Origin of the sequence: Curtobacterium sp. 18060 (assembly GCF_902706105.1) — a bacterium.
GTDB lineage: Bacteria > Actinomycetota > Actinomycetes > Actinomycetales > Microbacteriaceae > Curtobacterium.
In genome coordinates this window covers 91,748-110,538 of sequence record NZ_CACSJV010000004.1, presented here as the reverse complement: position 1 = coordinate 110,538, position 18,791 = coordinate 91,748, and the positions used below count along the sequence as shown (strand labels likewise).

General features: G+C 74.2%; 19 protein-coding genes. 7 read left to right on the top strand and 12 right to left on the bottom strand.

The window, feature by feature from the left end:
• Positions 1-560: 560 nt before the first annotated feature.
• The 7 genes from GVL05_RS03880 to GVL05_RS03850 are packed head-to-tail and all read right to left on the bottom strand — an operon-like array spanning position 561 to position 7,472.
• On the bottom strand, positions 561-1,265 hold the full coding sequence (locus GVL05_RS03880) for an SDR family oxidoreductase (RefSeq protein ID WP_111084066.1): 705 nt from the start codon (positions 1,263-1,265) through the stop codon (positions 561-563).
• Positions 1,266-1,300: 35 nt separating this feature from the next.
• Positions 1,301-2,698: a PfkB family carbohydrate kinase gene (locus tag GVL05_RS03875; protein ID WP_159571525.1), complete on the bottom strand. Its 1,398-nt coding sequence runs from the start codon at positions 2,696-2,698 to the stop codon at positions 1,301-1,303.
• A 59-nt stretch (positions 2,699-2,757) separates the two neighbouring features.
• Positions 2,758-3,378: an SIS domain-containing protein gene (locus GVL05_RS03870; RefSeq protein WP_159571450.1), complete on the bottom strand. Its 621-nt coding sequence runs from the start codon at positions 3,376-3,378 to the stop codon at positions 2,758-2,760.
• The gene (locus GVL05_RS03865) at positions 3,375-4,733 is read right to left on the bottom strand and encodes a glycosyltransferase (protein WP_159571447.1); all 1,359 of its coding nucleotides are present in this window, start codon (positions 4,731-4,733) and stop codon (positions 3,375-3,377) included. Before GVL05_RS03865 ends, GVL05_RS03870 begins: the two co-directional genes overlap by 4 nt.
• Entirely contained in the window at positions 4,730-5,779 is a 1,050-nt protein-coding gene (locus GVL05_RS03860; RefSeq protein ID WP_159571444.1) for a glycosyltransferase, read from the bottom strand. Before GVL05_RS03860 ends, GVL05_RS03865 begins: the two co-directional genes overlap by 4 nt.
• A gap of 53 nt (positions 5,780-5,832) precedes the next feature.
• Positions 5,833-6,909 (bottom strand): glycosyltransferase family 9 protein, encoded by a 1,077-nt coding sequence (locus tag GVL05_RS03855; RefSeq protein ID WP_235035831.1) that lies wholly within the window; start codon positions 6,907-6,909, stop codon positions 5,833-5,835.
• On the bottom strand, positions 6,906-7,472 hold the full coding sequence (locus tag GVL05_RS03850) for an HAD family hydrolase (RefSeq protein ID WP_159571441.1): 567 nt from the start codon (positions 7,470-7,472) through the stop codon (positions 6,906-6,908). Before GVL05_RS03850 ends, GVL05_RS03855 begins: the two co-directional genes overlap by 4 nt.
• A 100-nt stretch (positions 7,473-7,572) precedes the next feature.
• Here GVL05_RS03850 and GVL05_RS03845 point away from each other — a divergent pair, with 100 nt between their 5' ends.
• The 3 genes from GVL05_RS03845 (at position 7,573) to GVL05_RS03835 (ending at position 10,051) form a co-directional block, all read left to right on the top strand.
• Positions 7,573-8,565, top strand: coding sequence for a glycosyltransferase family 9 protein (locus GVL05_RS03845; protein WP_159571438.1), 993 nt, complete (start codon positions 7,573-7,575; stop codon positions 8,563-8,565).
• A gap of 50 nt (positions 8,566-8,615) precedes the next feature.
• Positions 8,616-8,972, top strand: coding sequence for a PRC-barrel domain-containing protein (locus GVL05_RS03840; RefSeq protein WP_111084060.1), 357 nt, complete (start codon positions 8,616-8,618; stop codon positions 8,970-8,972).
• A gap of 134 nt (positions 8,973-9,106) precedes the next feature.
• Positions 9,107-10,051, top strand: coding sequence for an SGNH/GDSL hydrolase family protein (locus GVL05_RS03835; protein ID WP_235035830.1), 945 nt, complete (start codon positions 9,107-9,109; stop codon positions 10,049-10,051).
• On the opposite strand, the gene GVL05_RS03830 is transcribed toward GVL05_RS03835, so the two are convergent.
• Entirely contained in the window at positions 9,999-10,895 is an 897-nt protein-coding gene (locus tag GVL05_RS03830) for a universal stress protein (RefSeq protein WP_131846820.1), read from the bottom strand. The genes GVL05_RS03835 and GVL05_RS03830 overlap by 53 nt on opposite strands.
• Before the next feature lie 163 nt (positions 10,896-11,058).
• On the opposite strand from GVL05_RS03830, the gene GVL05_RS03825 reads away from it, so the two are divergent.
• Positions 11,059-11,532: an NUDIX domain-containing protein gene (locus GVL05_RS03825; RefSeq protein WP_235035829.1), complete on the top strand. Its 474-nt coding sequence runs from the start codon at positions 11,059-11,061 to the stop codon at positions 11,530-11,532.
• 95 nt (positions 11,533-11,627) lie between these two features.
• Complete coding sequence (locus GVL05_RS03820; RefSeq protein ID WP_159571432.1) at positions 11,628-13,727, top strand: collagen binding domain-containing protein; 2,100 nt, start codon at positions 11,628-11,630, stop codon at positions 13,725-13,727.
• A gap of 439 nt (positions 13,728-14,166) precedes the next feature.
• Here GVL05_RS03820 and GVL05_RS03815 read toward each other — a convergent pair whose 3' ends face one another.
• Complete coding sequence (locus GVL05_RS03815) at positions 14,167-15,519, bottom strand: MFS transporter (protein ID WP_131880076.1); 1,353 nt, start codon at positions 15,517-15,519, stop codon at positions 14,167-14,169.
• Positions 15,520-15,730: 211 nt separating this feature from the next.
• The gene (locus GVL05_RS03810) at positions 15,731-16,714 is read right to left on the bottom strand and encodes a hypothetical protein (RefSeq protein ID WP_159571429.1); all 984 of its coding nucleotides are present in this window, start codon (positions 16,712-16,714) and stop codon (positions 15,731-15,733) included.
• Between the two features lie 95 nt (positions 16,715-16,809).
• On the opposite strand from GVL05_RS03810, the gene GVL05_RS03805 reads away from it, so the two are divergent.
• On the top strand, positions 16,810-17,025 hold the full coding sequence (locus GVL05_RS03805) for a hypothetical protein (protein WP_131846816.1): 216 nt from the start codon (positions 16,810-16,812) through the stop codon (positions 17,023-17,025).
• Between the two features lie 27 nt (positions 17,026-17,052).
• Here the strand turns inward: GVL05_RS03805 and GVL05_RS03800 are convergent, their stop codons facing one another.
• Positions 17,053-17,796: a membrane protein insertase YidC gene (locus tag GVL05_RS03800; protein ID WP_159571426.1), complete on the bottom strand. Its 744-nt coding sequence runs from the start codon at positions 17,794-17,796 to the stop codon at positions 17,053-17,055.
• A gap of 63 nt (positions 17,797-17,859) precedes the next feature.
• Positions 17,860-18,165: a DUF6412 domain-containing protein gene (locus tag GVL05_RS03795; RefSeq protein WP_159571423.1), complete on the bottom strand. Its 306-nt coding sequence runs from the start codon at positions 18,163-18,165 to the stop codon at positions 17,860-17,862.
• 66 nt (positions 18,166-18,231) lie between these two features.
• On the opposite strand from GVL05_RS03795, the gene ybaK reads away from it, so the two are divergent.
• The gene (ybaK, locus tag GVL05_RS03790) at positions 18,232-18,717 is read left to right on the top strand and encodes a Cys-tRNA(Pro) deacylase (RefSeq protein ID WP_111084051.1); all 486 of its coding nucleotides are present in this window, start codon (positions 18,232-18,234) and stop codon (positions 18,715-18,717) included.
• Positions 18,718-18,791 lie beyond the last annotated feature (74 nt).

The following is an 18,791-nucleotide window of genomic DNA, read 5'->3' as shown; positions in this document are numbered from 1 at the left end:
GCACGTCCCCACCCTGTGCGCGGTTGACCGCTGCGTGCGGCGCTGCAAGCGCGCACCACGCCGCCAACCCCGCACCAGACAACGCAAGCCGCACCGCGCAGGCAACGTGACAAGACCGACGGACGGGAGGCGCGGCGCACGTCCGGCACCGCGCCTCCCGTCCGCACCGTGCGCACGTCCCCACCCTGTGCGCCGTTGACCGCTGCGTGCGGCGCTGCAAGCGCGCACCACGCCGTCAACCCCGCACCAGACAACGCAAGCCGCACCGCGCAGGCAACGTGACAAGCAGGACGGACGGGAGGCGCGGCGCACGTCCGGCACCGCGCCTCCCGTCCGCACCGTGCGCACGTCCCCACCCCGTGCACGGTTGACCGCTGCGTGCGGCGCCACAGGCGCGCACCACGCCGTCAACCCCGCACCAGACAACGCAAGCCGCACCGCGCAGGCAACGTGACAAGCAGGACGGACGGGAGGCACGGCGCACGACCGGCACCGCGCCTCCCGTCCGCCCCGTGGCAACGACCAACGCGCCTGGCACCGGCGCGACGCGCAGCGAGCGTCTACGGCCAGCTCGGCTCCGTCGCGGGCATGATCGACAGCTCCCGGATCTCGCAGCCGGCCGGCTGCGACAACGCGAAGAGGATCGCGTTCGCGACGTACTCGGGCTCGATGAGCTGCGCGTCCGGACCCGGCTTGTACTGCTCGGTGCGGTCGGCGAAGAAGTTCGTGCGCATGCCGGCCGGGATCACGTTGGTGACACCGATGCGGCCGGCGGTCTCGGCGGCCAGGGCCTGCGAGAAGCCGCGGACGCCGAACTTCGAGGCCGAGTAGGCGGTGCCGTCGCCGACGCCGCGCAGGGCGAGCGAGGACGAGATCGTGACCACACGTCCGTGCGCTGCCTCGAGGGCGGGCAGTGCGGCGCGGACGACCGAGGCGGTGCCGATGAGGTTGACCGCGACGATCTTCTCCCAGTTGCCGGAGGAGATCGCGTCGATCGGTGCGGGGGTGTCGATCCCCGCGGCCGTCACGACCGCGTCGAGTCCGTCGTGACGCTCGGCCGCCTGGCGGACCGCCTGCTCGACCGCGTCGGTGTCCGACACGTCGACGGCCACGGCGTCGATGCCCTCGGACACCGCGTCGACGCGCAGGTCGAGGACGATCGGGGTGCCGCCGGCCTCGACGACCGCGGCGACGACCGCCGCGCCGAGTCCGGAGGCGCCGCCGGTGACGAGGACGCGGCCGATGGGGGTGGTGGGGACGGGCATGGACTTCCTTCCGTAGGGGCGTGGATCCGTCGGGCTCAGCCGACGTGTTCGAGGGCCGCGGCCAGGCGGGTCGTCGAGCGGCCGGGGTGGAACGGGACGGTGACGACGTGTCCGCCCCACTCGGCCAGGGTCGCGGCCTCGGGCAGCTCGCTCGCGGTGTAGTCGCCGCCCTTCGCCCAGACGTCCGGGCGGAACCGGCGGAGTGCTTCGTCGGGGGTGTGCTCGTCGAACACCACGACGGCGTCGACGCAGTCCAGGGCGAGCAGGAGTTCGACGCGGTCGTCCTGGGTCATGATCGGCCGTTCCGGACCCTTGAGCGCGCGGACCGAACTGTCGGAGTTGAGGCACACGACCAGGCAGTCGCCGAGTGCCCGCGCGGCCGACAGGGTGCGGGCGTGCCCGGCGTGCAGCAGGTCGAAGCAGCCGCCGGTCGCGACGACGGTGCCGCCGGCGCTCCGGACCTCGTGCACGGTGCGCAGCGCGTCGCGGTCGGCGCCCGGTACCCGGAGCGGCGCGGGGCCGTCGTCGGCGAAGAGCGCGGTGACGCCGCCGGCGGCCAGGTACTCGGAGGCCGCGACCACGCCGGCGGCGACGGCGTCGGGGACGTCCGCTCCACCGGCCAGTGCGACGGCGACACCGGCCGCCAACCGGTCGCCGGCGCCGCACGGGTCGCAGGCGGTGACGGAGGGTGCCGGCACGAAGCGGCTGTCCGAACGGTCGTCGGCGAGGAGTGCTCCGCGGTCGCCGAGCGTCACCGCGACGGCGCCGACACCCCACTGCTCGACGAGGGCCGCCGCGGCCACGGTCGCGAAGGCCACGGTCGCGAAGGGCACGGTCGCGACGGGCGCGCCGTGGCCCTCGACGTCGGTGAACCGGCGGGCCTCGGCGGCGTTGGGGGTGGCCACGGTGATGCCGGGAACGGGTGCGGCGCCCTTCGGGTGCGGGTCCCAGACCACCGGGGTGTGCTCGGCGACGCGTGCGAGGGCCTCCCGCAGCGCCGGAGCGGCGGCCACCCCGCGGCCGTAGTCGGCGACGACGATCGCGTCGGCGTCGTCGAGCGCGGCCGTCATGGCGTCGGTGGCCTCGGGCACGGGCGGAGTGGCACAGCCCTCGTCGATGCGGACCAGCGCGTGGTCGACGACGCGCACGCGGGTCTTCACCGGCGTCGGGGCACCGGAAGGTCCGGCGACCACGGTGACGTCGGGGAGCAGGTCGCGGAGCTCCTGTGCGCGGCTGTCGTCGCCCAGAACGGTGACCAGGGTGACGTCGTGCCCGTCACGCACCAGCATCGTGGCGACGAGACCGGCACCCCCGGCGCGGCGGTCGTCGGTCGTGACGTCGACGACGGGCACGGGTGCGTCCGGGCTGAGCCGATCGCTGGTGCCGGCCACGTCGACGTCGAGCAACGTGTCGCCGACGACGACGATCCGCAGGCGACGAACCGCCGCGCGGTGCGGCCCGGCCGGTCGCTGCGCGGCCGGCTGCTGGGGCGTCATCGCCGGACCCCGCGGCGCAGTGCGGGCTCCATCGCCCGGCACAGGGCGTGCACGAGCACGAGTTGCGCCTCCTGCACGTTGGCGGACGGGCCCGCGATGCAGATCGCGTCGTCCACGGCCTCGGCCAGGGGGTTCGGCCGGGGCCCGGTCATGGCGATCGTCCGGGCGCCGACGGCTCGGGCGGCCTCGGCGGCGCGGAGCAGGTTCGGGCTCCTGCCGCTGGTCGACAGCAGCACGACGACGTCACCCGCCCGGGCGTGCGCCGACACCTGTCGGGCGAAGACCTGGTCGAAGCCGTAGTCGTTGCCGATCGCCGTGACCGCCGAGGACTCCGCGTGCAGCGAGATCGCGGAGTAGGCGGGGCGGTCGCCGTCGAACCGTCCGGTGAGCTCCGAGGTCAGGTGCTGCGCCTCGGCGGCCGACCCGCCGTTCCCCGCGGCGAGCAGGCGGCGACCCGCGACGAGTCGGGCCGCGATGTCGTCGGCCCAGGCGGCGATGTGGTCGTGGTGGTCGACGAGCGAGGCGATCACCGGGACCGAGGCGGCGACGTGGTCGAACACGATGCGTGCAGTCGCGGTGGTGTGCTCGTCGATGCCGGGCTGCTGGTCGATGGTCATCGGGCGGTCCTCTCGGTCGGCTGTGCAGCACGCGGGACCCGTCCGGCGTGGGTGGCGGTGCGCGTCGGTGCGCCCGCCGTGGTGGTGCGCTGCGGTGCGCCCGCCGTGGTGGTCGGTGCGGCCACGGCGACGGCACCGGCCAGCAGCCGCTCGTAGACGCGCTCGCTGTCCGCGGCGACCTTCTGCCACGTGTACCGCGACTCCGCGCGTGCACGGCCGGCCCGGCCGAGGGATCCGCGGCGGTCCGGGTCGTCGAGCAGGGCGCCGACGGCAGCGGCGACCTCGGCTTCGTCGCGCGGCGGGACGTGCAGGCCCGTGCCGTCCTCGACGACGGTGTCGATGAGCCCACCGACACTCGACGCGACGACGGGTCGACCGCAGGCCATCGCCTCGAGCGGGACGATGCCGAACGGCTCGTACCAGGGTGCGCAGACCACGACGTCGGCGCTCCGGTACACGGCGGGCATCTCGTGCTGCGCCAGCTGTCCGCGGAAGGTCACGTGGTCACGGACCCCGAGCGACCGGGCGAGGGCGTCGAGCCGCTGGTACTCGGGGTCGTCCACCAGGTCGGCCCCGGCGACACCGGCACCGCCGACGACCACGAGTTCGACGTCGCGCCCCTCGGCGACCAGGGCGGCGAGCGCGGCGATGGTCGTGCCGACGCCCTTGCGCCGGACCAGCCGCGACACGGTGAGCACCCGCTGCGCACGGCCGCGCTCCTCGACCGGTCCGTCGGGGCGGAACAGCGCCACGTCGACACCGCACGGCACGACGGAGATGCGCTGCAGGGGGACACCGAGGGCCTTCAGCTCGAAGGCCTCGTCGGAGCACGTCGCGACGACCTGGTCGGCGCTCCGTCCGACGGCCGGTTCGAGCCACTCGCGCTCCGCGGGACTCGTGTCGGCCGAGCCCTGGTGTCGACGCTTCACGACGCCGAGCGCGTGGAAGGTCTGCGCGACGGCGATGCGGGTGCCGCCGGTCCGGGCCTGCACCTGCGCGACGGCGTCGAGTGCCGCGTGACCGGACATCCAGAAGTGGGCGTGCACGACGTCGGGTCGGTCCACGAACCACTCCGCGGCGAGCACCGACGCGAACGTCCCCATGAAGGGGAACAGCTCGTCCTTCGGCACCTGCCGCGCCGGACCGGCGTCGACGTGCACGACGTCGACCCCCGGCCGCAGCGGCACCCGGACCGGCGCGGATGCGTCGTCACGCCGGGTGTAGACGGTCACCTGGTGCCCGCGGTCCGCGAGCGCCCCGGACAGTTCGGCCACGTGGACGTTCTGTCCACCGGCGTCGACACCGCCGAGCACGGCGAGCGGGCTCGCGTGCTCCGACACCATCGCGATCTTCATCGGAGGCTCCCCTCGAACGTGGCCGGGGTCGTGGCCGAAGTCGAAGCCGAAGCCGGGGCCGATGTCGCGGCCGAGGCCGCCCGGTCGCGTCCGGCGCCGCGGGTCACGGCGTCGTCGAGCAGGTCGTCCCAGTCGGCGGTGAAGCGGCCGAGCGCGTGTCGTGCGAGCACGGCCTCCCGCGCCACGGCACCCCGTCGGCGCGCCTCGTCGGGGTCCTCGACGAGGATCCGGGAGGCCCGCACCAGCTCCTCGACGTCCGTCGCGATCGCGCCGGCCTCGCCCGGCACCGTGCGGGCCGCGTCCGTCGTCGCGAGCACCAGGACCGGCATCGCCAGGTGCATCGCCTCGAGGAGGGACAGGCCCAGCGAGGTCCACCGGTTCGGGTGGACGTACGCACGGCGTTCGGCGAGGGCCGCGTGCATCGGGTCGGAGAGCACGTCACCGCGGGCGACCACGGCGTCGCCGAAGCCGAGCTCCGGCAGCCGTTCGGTGCCCATGCCCCAGACGTCGACGGGCGCCACGGCCGCGAAGCGGGGGAGCAGGTCGGTGCCGACGACGCGATCCCGACGCACGGGCTCGTTGATGACTACGCCGAGGCGGTCGAGCGAGCCGGTGTAGCGCGGGCCGGGGTCGACGACGCCGTGTTCGACGACCGTGGTGCGCGTGGTGCCGCAGTCCCACATCAGCGCGTTCCAGTGCGTGACGTGCGCGATGGTCAGGTCGTCGCGGTCGCGGAACGGGTGCAGGCTGTTCGGCACGTCGACGCGGGGCGCGTTGTGCTCGACGAAGACGATCGGCACGTCGCGACCGGCCAGCAGGCGCTTCGCCGCGTCGAGTTCCTCGGTGCGTTGCAGGACGACCACGTCGACCTCGGCGTCGGCGACGTCGGCGGGGTCGATCTCGATCGCCGACGCCGGCCAGGCGCGCCCGCCACGACCGAGGCCCCCGGCGTCGCGCGCCGGCGTGGTGGGGATCAGGTACTCGTGCGGGCCGCGGACGAACGCGTCCATCCAGCCGCCGTGCACGTGCCAGACGAGGATGCGCATGCGGGGCCTTTCGGTCGGTCGGGCACGAGGAGAAGGGGGAGCAGTGGCGGACGCTACGCAGCACCTTCTGGCGCGCTCCGCAGACTTCTCGGTTCCATCCGCGAAGCGCGGTCGAGCAGCCGTTCGTGGGCCGCGAGCACGTCCTCGATGCGCACCGTGGACAGGCACGGGTGGCCGGGGACGGGGCACTCGCGGGCACGGCTGAGCCGGCAGGGAGCCGCCTGGTCCCCGAGCAGTTCGACCAGCGGTGCGTACGGCGCCCACCGGACGGCGGGGACGACGGGCGAGAAGAGGCTGACGATCGGTGCGCCGACCGCCGCGGCGAGGTGCGCCGGCCCGGTGTTGCCGACGACGACGACCTCCGCACCGGCCAGGACCGCGGCGAGCTCGGCGGGCGTGGTCCGTCCGCCGAGGTCGATGCCGGTGGCGCCGGCGACGGCCGCGGTGAGGTCGCGTTCACCGGGGGAGCCGGTGACGACGACGGGCACGCCACGCTCGGCGTACGCGGCGACGAGCTCCCGGTGGTGCGATGCCGGCCACGACCGGGCGGGGACGCTGGCGCCGGGGTGCACGACCACGTACCGTCCCAGCCCGGCCACGGACGGGGGTGCGACGGCGTCGTGACGCACCACGAGCCTCCCGTCGTCCCCCGGCGGCAGCCGGAACCCGGCCGCGTCGGCGATCCGGAGCGCGCGCTCGGGCTCGGGGACGTCCTCGGGCAGGTCCTCGCCGGGTCGCAGGCGGACGTCGAGGAGCGACCCCGGGTGGTCGACCGAGGCCCCGGAGACGCGGGGGACACCGGCGAGGCGGAGGAGCAGCGCCAGGGGCAGCGGCGACTGGTGGAACGAGGTGAGGACGACCGCTTCGTCGGGTCGCTCCTCGGCGACGAGCGCGCGGAACTCGGCGAGCACGGCGTCGTCGATCGGCCGCGCGGTCTCGGTGACCCACGGCGCTGCCCACACCCGGACGCGGTCGACGCCGGGCAGCAGGTCGGCGGCCGGGGCGCCCTGCGGTCCGCACAGCATCGTGACGTGCGAGGCACCGGCGGCGACGGCGCGGACGGCGGGGCCGGCGACCAGGACGTCACCGAACGAGTCGAGGCGCGCCACCAGGACGCGGGGACGGCTCACGTGCGGTCCGTCCTGACGGTCGACGGTCCGGCCGCGGCGATCACCAGGTCGACGGCCTCGGCGAGGGTCGCCGCGACGGTCTCGGCGTCGTCGACCTCCTCGGGCCGCGTGCGCGGGGTCGGCACGAGCACGCCCTGCGCTCCCGCGGCCCGCGCCGCCTGCACGTCGGCGCCGATGTCGCCGACCAGCACGAGCGCGTCCGGCGGGACCCCGAGTCGCTCGGCGGCGTCGAAGACCATGCCCGGCCGCGGCTTCCGGCACGCGCAGTCGTCGCCGGCGTCGTGCGGGCAGACGCACCAGACGTCGAACGGCCCGACGAGCGCGTCCACGCGGGCGTTCGTCGCGTCGACCTGCTCGCGCGTCGCCAGGCCCTTCGCGACCACGGACTGGTTCGTGACCACACCGAGCAGCAGCCCGGCTGCACGAGCCCGCTCCACGGCACGACGGGCACCGGGGACGGGCACCACCAGGCGCGGGTCGGCGTTGTACGGGACGTCCACGACGAGGGTGTCGTCGCGGTCGAAGAGCAGGCCGCGGATCGCGCGGTCCGGTGCGAGGGGCATGGCACCGGAGTACCGGTCGGCGGCCGCGTGCCGGCTCAGGACAGCCGGGGAACGCGCCCGCTGCCGACGCCACCAGCGGGCACCGCCTACCGTCGCGCCCGTGACCGCACTCGAGACCCTGCCCGCCACCGACGGACGCCCGGAACTCGTCGTCCTCCGCGCCATCAAGCTCGGCGACCTCCTGGTCGCCGTCCCCGCGCTCCGCGCCCTGCGACGGGCCTTCCCCGACCACCGCATCACCCTGGCGACGACGGCGTGGCTGGCGCCCGTCGTCGAGCTCGTCCCCGCCGTCGACGTCCACCTGGCGCAGCACGGCCTCGACCACCCGATCAACGCCCCCGCCGGCACGGTCGACGTCGCGGTGAACCTGCACGGCGCCGGCCCCGAGTCGTCCGACCTGATCGCCGCCCTGCAGCCCCGACGGGTCATCGGGCACGCCGACCCGACCCACGGGTACGACGGTCCGGAGTGGCCGTCCGACGTGCACGAACGCGACCGCTGGGTGGACCTGCTCACCTGGCACGGCGTCCCCGCCGACGCCGACGACGTGGCCGTCGACCGCCCCTCGGCACCGCCCGTCGTCGCCGACGCCGCGGTCGTCCACGTCGGTGCCTTCCACGGGGCGCGGCACTGGCCCACGGACCGCTTCGCCGACGTGGTGCGCGGACTGCGGGAGCGCGGTGCCGACGTGGTCCTGACGGGAGGCGCGGACGACGTCGTCCGTGCACGTGCCGTCGCGGACGCGGCCGGCCTGGCGCCGGGGGCGGTCCTGGCCGGCTCCCTGGAGCTGCAGGAGTTCGCGGGCGTCATCGCCGCGGCGCGGCTCGTCGTCACCGTCGACACGGGTGCGGCGCACCTCGCGACCGCCTACGGCGTGCCGTCGGTGGTGCTCTTCGGCCCGGCGCCGCCGGAGGCCTGGGGGCCGCCCGCGTCGGGTCCGCACATCGTCCTCACCGATGCCTCGGTCCGGCGCGGCGACGTCTTCGCCGAGGACCCCGACCCGGCGATCCTGGCGGTCAGCGCGGCCGACGTGCTCGCCGCGGTGGACCGGCTCGACGTGCTCGGGGTGACCGCACAGGCGACCGACCGGTAGCGTCAACCGAGAGCCACCCGGACCCACCGGGCACTCGGAAGGAGTCCTTCGTGTTCGAAGCCGCCAACATCCGTGACTGGATCGGCCTGCCGGTCGTCGACGAGGCCGAGGACAAGGTCGGGACGCTCGAGAGCATCTACTACGACACCGCCACGTCCGAGCCGGCGTTCGGTGCGCTCACGACCGGGATGGTCGGCTTCCAGAAGCTCGTGTTCGTCCCCCTCGTCGGGGCGACCGTCGCACCGAAGCACCTGCGCGTGACCTTCCCGAAGAAGCTCGTGAAGGACGCACCCTCCATCGCGACCGACGGTGAGCTCGACGCCGCGACCGAGCCCGAGCTGTTCCAGCACTACGGCCTCGAGTACCGCACTGGCAGCGGCGGCGAGCGTCGCCTCGGACGCCGCTGAGGCCGGAACTGCTCCGGATCGCCCGCCGGCCACTGCGCGCTGCCCTGGCGGTGGTCGGCGCCGTCTGTCTCGTGGCGGCGGGCCTCGGCGGGTCCGTCGGCGCGCCGCCGGCGTCCGCGGCACCGATGTGGCCGGTGCCCGAGCCGTACCCCGTGACCGCCGACCCCACCGAGACCCTCGACGCGGTCCCGCCGGGCAGTGAGTACGTGGCGCTCGGCGACTCCTACTCGGCCGGGTACGGCCTGGGGGACCGCACCGGGCTGCCCACGAACGCCTGCGTGCAGTCGGCGCGCGACTACCCGCACCGGCTCGCGGCGCAGTTCGGGCTCACCCTGACCGACGTCACCTGCGCCGGCGCCACGAGCGACGACGTCACCACGGGCCACCAGTTCAAGGGCGTCCCACCCCAGATCGAGTCGTTGTCCGACCGCACCCGACTGGTGACCCTGACGATCGGCGGCAACGACGCCGACCTGTTCGGCACGGCGGCCTCGTGCCTGGCGATCTCCGCGAACGGCCCGGTGTTCTCGGGCCGCGACGCCCCGTCGTGCGAGAGCACCCTGGTGCAGGACGGCGTCGACCAGCTCGCCGTGAAGATCCAGTCGCGCGTGGCCCTCGGCATCGCCGACACCCTCGGCGCGGTGCAGCGGGCCGCCCCGAACGCCGTCGTCGTGTTCCTCGGGTACCCGGCGATCTTCCCGGACGCCGAGGACACCCCCGCGAAGGGCTGCTTCCGGTCCGCACTCGACCTCGGCACCCTGGCGGGCTCGTTCCCGTCGGACACCTACCCGTTCACGGACACCGACGTCGAGTACCTGCACGGTGTCCAGGACGAGCTCAACGAGGTCTCCCGGTCCGCTGCCGCCGCCGCCGGGGTGCGGTTCGTCGACGTCTTCGCGAGCACGCAGGACCACTCGCCGTGCGCCGCGTCGAAGCGCTACGTGGCCGGGGTGACGCTCACCGGTTCCGGCGACCTGCGGAAGATCGACCTGAAGGCCGGCGCCCTGCACCCGAACGAGCGCGGCGTCACGTACCTGACCGCGCGGATGGCCGCCGCGATCCGCGCCCTCGCCGGCTGATCCCACCGGCGGTCTCGGTCGCCGTGGCCGCTCGGCTGTCCGGGTGCGCCGCCGGCGGGACCACGCAGACCGGGGCGGCGGTCTCGCGCACGACGTCGTGGAGCAACGAGCCCGAGAGCGCGCGCACGTGCCCGCGACCGAGCACCACCAGCGACGCCCGGCGGGTGTGCGAGGCGATCGCGTGACCCGGGTGGCCCTCGACCAGCAGCGGACGGAGGCGGAGTGACGGGTACCGTGCGGCCAGCACGGACGTCACCCGCTGCAGCAGTTCGGCGTTGCTCGTACGCCACCGGAGCGGGTCCTCGGCGAAGTCGGTCAGCCCGGTCCGGGTGAGCACGGGCATCTCCCACGCGCGCAGCAGCGTCAGCCGTCGGTTCCGCCGGACGGCCTCGTCGACGGCGATCGACACCGCACGTTCGTCGATCGGGTCCTCCACCGCGAGCACCACGTCACCGTCGATCGGGTGCGGACCCTCCGGCACGACCACGGTCGGGACGGCAGCACGCTCGGCGACCCGCGCCGGGTCACCGCCGGCCGTCGATCCGCGCCGGTGGCGGAAGCTCCCGATCACGAGCAGGTCGCCGCCGTCCGACTCCTCGACCAGGGCTGCGGCGAACGGGCCCGCGTGCCGGTGCACCTCGACCGCCACACCGGGCAGAGCGGTCCGCGCGGCCTCGGCGAGCTGGTCGGCGACCGGCGTCCGGCCCTCCAGCGCGTGGTCGGCGCCGATGATCCGCAGCCGCTCGACACCGGCACCGGCGCGGGCCACGATCCACCGCAGGGCCTCGTCGTGGGGCATCGCCGCATCGGCGGCCAACGTCACCGTCGTCCATCGCTCGTCCATCCCGATCGGCCTCCTCCGTCGCAGGCTTCGGGGGCGTCACCTGGCGCTCCGTGCGCCACACGGTACTCCGGTCGGGGGCGGTGGAACCGGCCGTGCGCAGCGGTGACCGCGGGTGGCGGACGTGGGCCGGGCCTCCCGTCCGGCGCCGCGTAGTCTCGCGGGCGTGGTGGTGAGCGCCGGACTGTTGCTGCACCGGACCGGTCCGGCCGGGCCGGAGGTCTTCGTCGCGCACATGGGCGGGCCGTTCTGGCGGAACCGGCCACGTGCCTGGTCGATCCCGAAGGGACTCGTCGAACCCGGCGAGGACCCGCTCGAGACTGCCATGCGTGAGTTCGGTGAGGAGATCGGGGTCCCCGCGCCCGTGGCCGCCGACGACGTCAGGGACCTGGGCGAGTTCCGGCAGGCCTCGGGCAAGCGCGTCCGGGTGTTCGCCGCCCCGGCGCCCGCGTTCGAGGTCGCCGTCGTGCGGAGCAACACCGTCCGGCTCGAGCTGCCACGCGGCTCGGGACGGTTCGTCGACGTGCCGGAGGTCGACGACGCCCGGTGGGTGCCGGTCGCCGAAGCGCGGGAGCTGCTCGTCGCGGGCCAGGTCGCCGCGGTGGGCGCGCTGCTCGTGCTGCTCGATGGACCCGCCTGAGTCACGATGTGGTGTCGGTGTGGACCGGGTCCGCGCCGTCTGGATAGCCTGCACGGACGTCGGGGCACGCCGACGTCCTCACCAGGGGAGTACAGATGCGGCGCTGGCGCACGGTCACAGCAGGGTTCACCGCCCTTGCACTCGGAGCGGGACTCGCGATCGGCGGCGCGACGAGCGCCTCGGCGGAGCCCGCGGGCAACTGGGGCACGTTCACCCTGAGCGGCGCGTCGAAGGCGTACACGGGCACGATGACGCTGCCCGGGTTCCCCGCCACGACGTTCACCTCGAACTCGCGGCAGTCGACCGTGATCAGCGGGGCGTCGACGTGGCAGTCGGCGGGGACGCCGGTCGGTGGGGTCTACGGCACGAGTCGTGCGCAGACGTACATGAACCAGCGGCCGCAGGCTGATCGTCCCAACGGGGACTCGGCGTCGACCACCACCTACACGTTCGACGGCGCGACGCCCGGCGCCGAGAGCTGGTCGTTCGTCCTCGGCGACATCGACGCCGACCAGGCGACGATCTCGGCGACGGTGGCCGGCGGCGGTGCGGCGACCGGGGAGCAGCTGGGGTTCAACGGCCGGGCCGGTGGCACGACCGGGTACAACTCCTGCTCCGCTGCTGTGGCAGGCGGCTGGTCCTGCACGCCGGACCCCGACGGCACGACGGGCCAGGACAAGCCGACGTGGGACGAGGCCACGCGCACCCTGACCGGCAACGCCGCCGCGTCGGACACCGCGGGCGCCACGGCGTGGTTCACGCCGACCGTGTCGCTGACCAGCCTGACCATCACGTACCAGCAGCGCAGCGGGTTCCCCGTCTACCAGACCTGGTTCGCCAACCGCACCGCGGCGATCAGCGGCACCGCGACGCTCGACGGAGCAGCGATCCCGGGAGCCACCGTCACCGTGACCGCACCGCGCGGCACCGTGTACACGACGACCACCGACGCCGACGGCAACTACGTGTTCCCGCAGTTGCCGGTGATCGCGAACTACCGCGTCGAGATCACCCCGCCGGCGGGTGCTGACGGCCCGGAGCAGCCGCAGCGCGTGTCGCTCGCTGTCGACGGCACCCCAGGCGGCGTCGACGGGGTCGCCGACTTCGCGTTCACATCACCACCGGAGACCGTCGCGGTGATCGGGACGGTGACCGACGACGACGGCAACCCGGTCTCGAACATCCCGGTCGTCATCACCGACCCGGACACCGGCGACACGCTGGTCGACACCACGACGAACAGCGACGGCGTCTACACCGGTTCCGACCTGCCCGCCGGCACCGAGCTGGACGTCTCCGTCGCCGACGAGCCGCCCGTGTCGATCACCACCGGTGACGCCGGTGCAGCACCGGTCGAGCCCGAGCCGATCGTTGCGCCGCCCGCCGTGATCGCCACCGTGACCGGTGTCGTGTCCCTCGACGGCACGCCCGTGCCCGCCGGCGTGGTCGTCGAGCTCCTCGACGAGAGCGGCGCCGTCGTCGGATCGGACACCACCGACGCCGACGGTCGCTACACCTTCGCCACGTCCGCCGGTACCTACACGGTCCGCACGGTGGTCCCCGCTGCGGGTGCCACCGGTGACACCGCGAACACCGGCATCGCCGCGGTCGCGGGCACCAGCGTCACGTCGGACCTGCCGTTCGAGACCCCCGCCGCGCCCGAGGTCGTCACGACCGACCAGCCCGGCACCGTGGTCGACACGAACGGCGACCCGGTCGCCGGCGTGGACGTCGTCGCGACGCCGACCGACCCGGAAGCCGGCCCGCCGGTGACCGTGGCCACCGACTCCGATGGCGCGTTCGACCTGGTCGACCTGCAGCCGACGACCGAGTACACGATCACGGTCGACGTCGACGGCGCCACTCCGGTGACCGTCGTCACGCCCGAGGAGGGTGCTGCGACCCCGCTCGCCTTCGTGGTCGAGGCCGCGGTGACCCCGGTTCCGTCGCCGTCGCCCAGTGCGCCGACGCCGAGCAACTCGCCGACCGCGGTGCCGACCGTGCCGGCTGCCGGAGGCTCGGGCAACGCGCCGGCCGCCGGTTCGGGTGACGTGGGCAACGGTGGGCCGCTGGCCTACACCGGTGCGGACCTGAAGCCCGGGCTCATCGCGGCCGGGGTGCTCGTGCTGCTCGGTGCGGCGCTGCTGACCTACCGCGCGGTGCGCAACCGTCGCCGGAGCCACCTGCAGGACTGATCGGTCACGACGAAGGGCGGGCCCGGCGCGATGCCGGCCCGCCCTTCGTCGTTGGTCTGCGCCGCCGCCCGCGACACGCCGCCGCCCCACCCCCGAGGTTCCGAAATCTGCCCATCTCGGCGTCCCGAACGGCAGTTCGTGGAACCTCAGCGCAACGCGAACGGCAGTTCGTGGAACCTCGACGCCGCGCGCACGGCATGTCGCCGCGGCCCCTCGCCACACGCCGCCACGCTCCGCGTCACTCTGCCACGACGACGCCACGCCCGGACCTCGCCGCTGGAGTTCCACGACATGCCGCCGCCCCACCGCCGAGGTTCCACGGATCGCCGCCAGGGCCGCCGAGATGCCGAGATTTCGGAACCTCGGCGCAGCGCGAGGCCGACGAGGACGACGACGACGACGACGACGCCACCCGACGCCGCGCCGCCCGCGCGCCGCGCTACTGCGTGCGGTGCGAGCCCGTGACCGTCGCGACCGAGCCCGTCAGGGTCTGGATCGCCCGACCGACGACGGGCACCGACGTGGTGACCACCGCGAGCGAGGACGTGATCGCCTCGATCGACGACGTCGACAGGTGCTCCTGCCCGACCGTGTGCACCGGGAAGCCCCGACGCGCCAGCACGACGACCCCGAGCGACCCGAGCAGTACGGCACCACCAGCGAACGGCAGGTACTGCAGTCCCACGATCCCGAGCGCCTGCCCACCGATGGCAGCACCGCCCGCGATGCCGATGTTCGACGCACCGTTGATGAGCGCGCCGGCGATGTCGGGGGAGACGCCTCCGGAGCGGATCGCGGCCGCCATGAAGAGCGTGCCCGTCGTGCCGTTCGCTGCCATCCACACGCCGGCGACGACCATCGTGCCGACCAGGGAGCCGTGCACGAACGGCATCGCGGCGAACGCGACGGCCATCACGGCGACGGCGGCGATGAGTGTCTGCCGGGGTGCCCGGTCGACGAACATGCCCGCGAGCCAGAGGCCGATCACCCCGGTGCCGCCCAGGACGAGCAGCGCGCCGCTCACCATCGAGGCGTCGAGTCCGGCGTCGATCGCGTACGGCCCGACGTAGGTGTAGACGACGTAGTGCCCGGCGAACAGGAGCAGGTCGGCGATCACGACGGACAGCAGCCCGGTGCGCGCCCAGGCCTTCGGGGACCCGATGTGCGGCGACGAGGCACCACTGACGGCGGGCAGGAACAGCAGCGCCACGGCGGCGAGCACGGCGGCGGCGACACCGATCGAGAACACGGCGGGGCGCCAGCCGATGTGCTGCGCGACCCAGGTGGCGACGGGCACGCCGAGCACGAAGCCGAGCGAGCTGCCCGAGTACACGAACGCGATGGCGCGACCGGCCAGGCGCGGTGGCACGATCCGGGTGGCGTACGCCGAGGCGACCGAGAAGAACAGCGCGTGCGCGATGCCGCCGACGACCCGGCCGGCGCAGACGACGGCGAATGACGGTGCGAACGCGATCATGAGGTTCGACACCGTGTAGCCGACGAGCGTCGACACGAGCACGGCCTTGCGGGGGAGCTTCGCGGTGAAGGCGGTGAGCGGGAGCGCCAGGAGTGCCACGGCGCCCGCGTACACGGTGACGACGATGCCCATGGTGGCCTCGGACACACCGAGGTCGGCGCTCATCGTGCCGAGCAGCCCGACGGGCATGAGCTCGGTGGTGATGGCGAAGAACGTCGCCAGCCCGAGGACGGCGATGCCGACGATGGACTGGGTGGTGACGGTGATCGGCCGCGTGTTCGTCGACACGGCCGAGGTGGTGGTGTTGGTGGACACGCTGCTGACCTCCTCCGGGGCACGGGCGAACGCGCGACGGTGCCGTTCGGGGGAACGACGATGACCGGGAGGTCTGCGGGGCGCGCTCGCTGTGGATGTGGGTGATGTGGGTACGACTCCACGGCGAGTGCGCTCATCCAGTGTTGCACGATGGACCGCAGCCCGCGAGGGGGTCAGCGGAGATTCTCGGAGCGCTCCAACAATCAGCGCCTCAGTTCTCGTTCGTCACCCGACCCTGCACGCCGCCACCCCGGAGCGCGATCGTCAACGTCCCGCTCATCGACTGCGCCGACATCGACACCGAGCCGTGCAGCGCTGCCTCGCGCGGGAAGCACGCCGTCGACGACTCGATCCGGTTCGCCGTCGCCACCAGGCAGATCGTCGACCGGTCCGTGCCGACCCCGGCCCACACGGCCCACGGCGTGTCGAACGAGCCGCCGTCCAACGCACGGTTCGTGAACACGAGCCGCGTGGAGTGCAGGCTCACGGGTGCCTCCACCGGCCCCGGCAGCTGGTCGGCGTAGGTCTGCGGCACGTCGAGCAGCTGCTCGAGCGTGACCGTGCCCGCCGTCGGCGTGACGCTCGGTGCCGCTGCGACGTCCTCGCGCACGGGCCCGACGACGGTGCCGGCGGCGAACGCCACACCGACCGCCGCTGCCGCGCCGAGCGCGATCCAGACGCGTGGCCGCTCCGTCCAGAGCAGCGTGCGCCACCGGGACCGTCGCGTCGGCCCGACCGGGAGGCCCGGCTCACCCCCGCCGTCGTCACCCGCGTCGTCGGGACGGTCGGGTTCTCGGGCTTCGGTCGCCGCCCACGATCCGGCTTCCGTTCGCGGGGTCGGGTCCGTTCGCAGCGATGGATCCGGCTCGGCAGCAACCGTCGCGCGCTCCGGAACCGACCGCTCCGGCGAGGGCACGGACGGTGGAGCCGTCAGTTCCGGCGACGAGCCGGGCAGTGGAGCCGACCGTTCCGGGGACGCGACCTGCCCGCTGGCCGGGGCCGTGCCTCCCGGCCGCTCGTCCTGCCCCGATGCGGAGGCGACACCCGCGCCCGCTCGCCGACCACCGGACCGCCGCCCGCTCGTCAGGTCCTGCAGCGCGATCCGGGCGCGCGCCGCGTCGGCGGGGCTCGATGCCGCTCCCCAGGCGACGGCCTCGAGCCGTGCCCGTTCCGCTGCCACGTCGTCGTGGGCCATGCGCACTCCCGATCTGCCGGTCGCGTGGACTCCCTTCATCGTGGCACTGCCGGGGCGGCGGCGCGCACCCAGAACGAGGGGAGTAGGCGTGACGCATGAGCACCGAACCCGAACCGCGGCACGACGCCGACCCGGAGACCCTCGAGCCGCTGAGCCACGACTCCCAGTCCGGCGAGGCCGACTACGTGGCGACGAGCCCCGGTGGGACCGGCACGGAGCGCCACGTGCCGACCGCCGACGAGGAGCAGGGTCGCGGCACCGAGTACGACCCGGTGGACCAGGGGCCGCAGCAGGAGGGCCAGGGCGGCTGACGCCGGGCCCGACGCCGCGCGCCCGCGCTACCGGATCACCCGGCGCAGCACGGCCCGCTCGCCCGCCGTCCACGCGGCACTCGTCACGACGTACAGCGCGGCGGCGATCGGGGCGATCGCGGCGAACACGACCGTGACGAACGGGGCGAACCGCCCGAGCGCGGCGGTCGCTGCCGCACCGGGCACCTGTGCGCCCGGCTCGGGCGTCGGCACAGGGTTCCAGCGCAGGTTCGCGCGGCGGCTGAGCTCCACGACGACGGCGAGCACGGCCAGCAGCAGGACGACGACCCAGGCGTGCACCCACAGTGGCGACGTCAGCGTGACGACGAGCGAGTGCCCGAGCGGGACCCCGACCAGGGTCGCCTCGAGCAGCGCGTTGACCGTGCCGCCGATCGACGCGTGCGTGAACAGGGCGTATACGAGGGACAGCACCGGGGCCTGCGCGAGGACGGGCAGGCAGCCGGCCAGGGGTGAGACCTTCTCGTTCGTGTAGAGCTGCTGGACCGCACGCTGCAGCTGCTCGGCGTTCTTCCCGTGGCGCTTCCGCAGGGCAGCGAGTTGCGGCGCGAGCCGACGTCGGTCGCGCTCCGCTCGGACCTGCAGGACGGACAGCGGCACGAGCACGGCCCGGACGGCCAGGGTCAGGAGCACGACGGCGATCGCCGCGGCGAACGATCCGGTGGCGGGGGAGAGGGCCGCGGTCAGGGCGGCGACGAGGTCCGCGCCGCCGTGCAGCAGCGGGCCGACGAGGGGCAGGGTGGACAGGTCCATGACGGTTCCGATCGTTGGTGGTTCGCAGGAGGGGTCACGAGGGGCCCGGCCACCGGTCGGTGGTCAGGCCGGGGCGACGACTCCCGGAGCACGCGATCGGACGTGCCCGTCGGCATCGGGGTGGCTCCACGCGATGCGGGTGACCAGGTCCGGTACCGCAGCGTGTTCGACGCCCATCGACCGCAGCCCGAGGACCGTCGCCAGCACCGTGGCGATGACCTGCGCGACGACGACCGCCACGGCGACGGCCGTCAGGCCGAGCGCGGCCACTGCCAGCAGCGGCAGGACGCCGGCTGCGGGGTCGCCCGCTGTGGGCGCACCGAGCACCAGCGCGGCGGCGGCGCGGAGGATCAGCAGAGTGACGGTCATGGTCGGTTCAGCGTAACGCCCGCGTGCCGCCACGGACAGGGCGGCAGCGCGGGAGAGGATCGCCGCATGACCGCAGGTTCGCCGAGCACCCCAGCGACCGTCGCGCTCGACCGAGCCGGGGTGTCGTACACGCCGCACGTGTACGACCACCACGAGAGCGCCACGAACTTCGGCGAGGAGGCCGCCGCCGCACTCGGCCTCCGCGAGGAGCAGGTCTTCAAGACCCTGGTCGTCTCGGTCGACGGCGCACTGGCGGTGGCGATCGTGCCGGTGGCGAACCGGCTCGACCTCAAGGCCATCGCGGCCGCTGTCGGCGGGAAGAAGGCGACGCTGGCCGATCCGGCCCTCGCCGAGAAGCGCACCGGGTACGTCGTCGGCGGCATCAGCCCGGTCGGCCAGAAGTCCCGGATCCGGACCGTGCTCGACGAGTCGGCCCTGGCGTACGACAGCATCTTCGTCTCCGGGGGGCGCCGCGGGTTCGACATCGAGGTGGCTCCGGCCGACCTCGCGCGGGTCACCGAGGCGATCTCGGCAGCGATCGCGCGGACCTGAGCCGAGTCGCCGCAAGTTTTTTCGTCGTCGGGAATGACCCCGGCACTCCTGCGTTGCATTGAGTCGAAGGCACT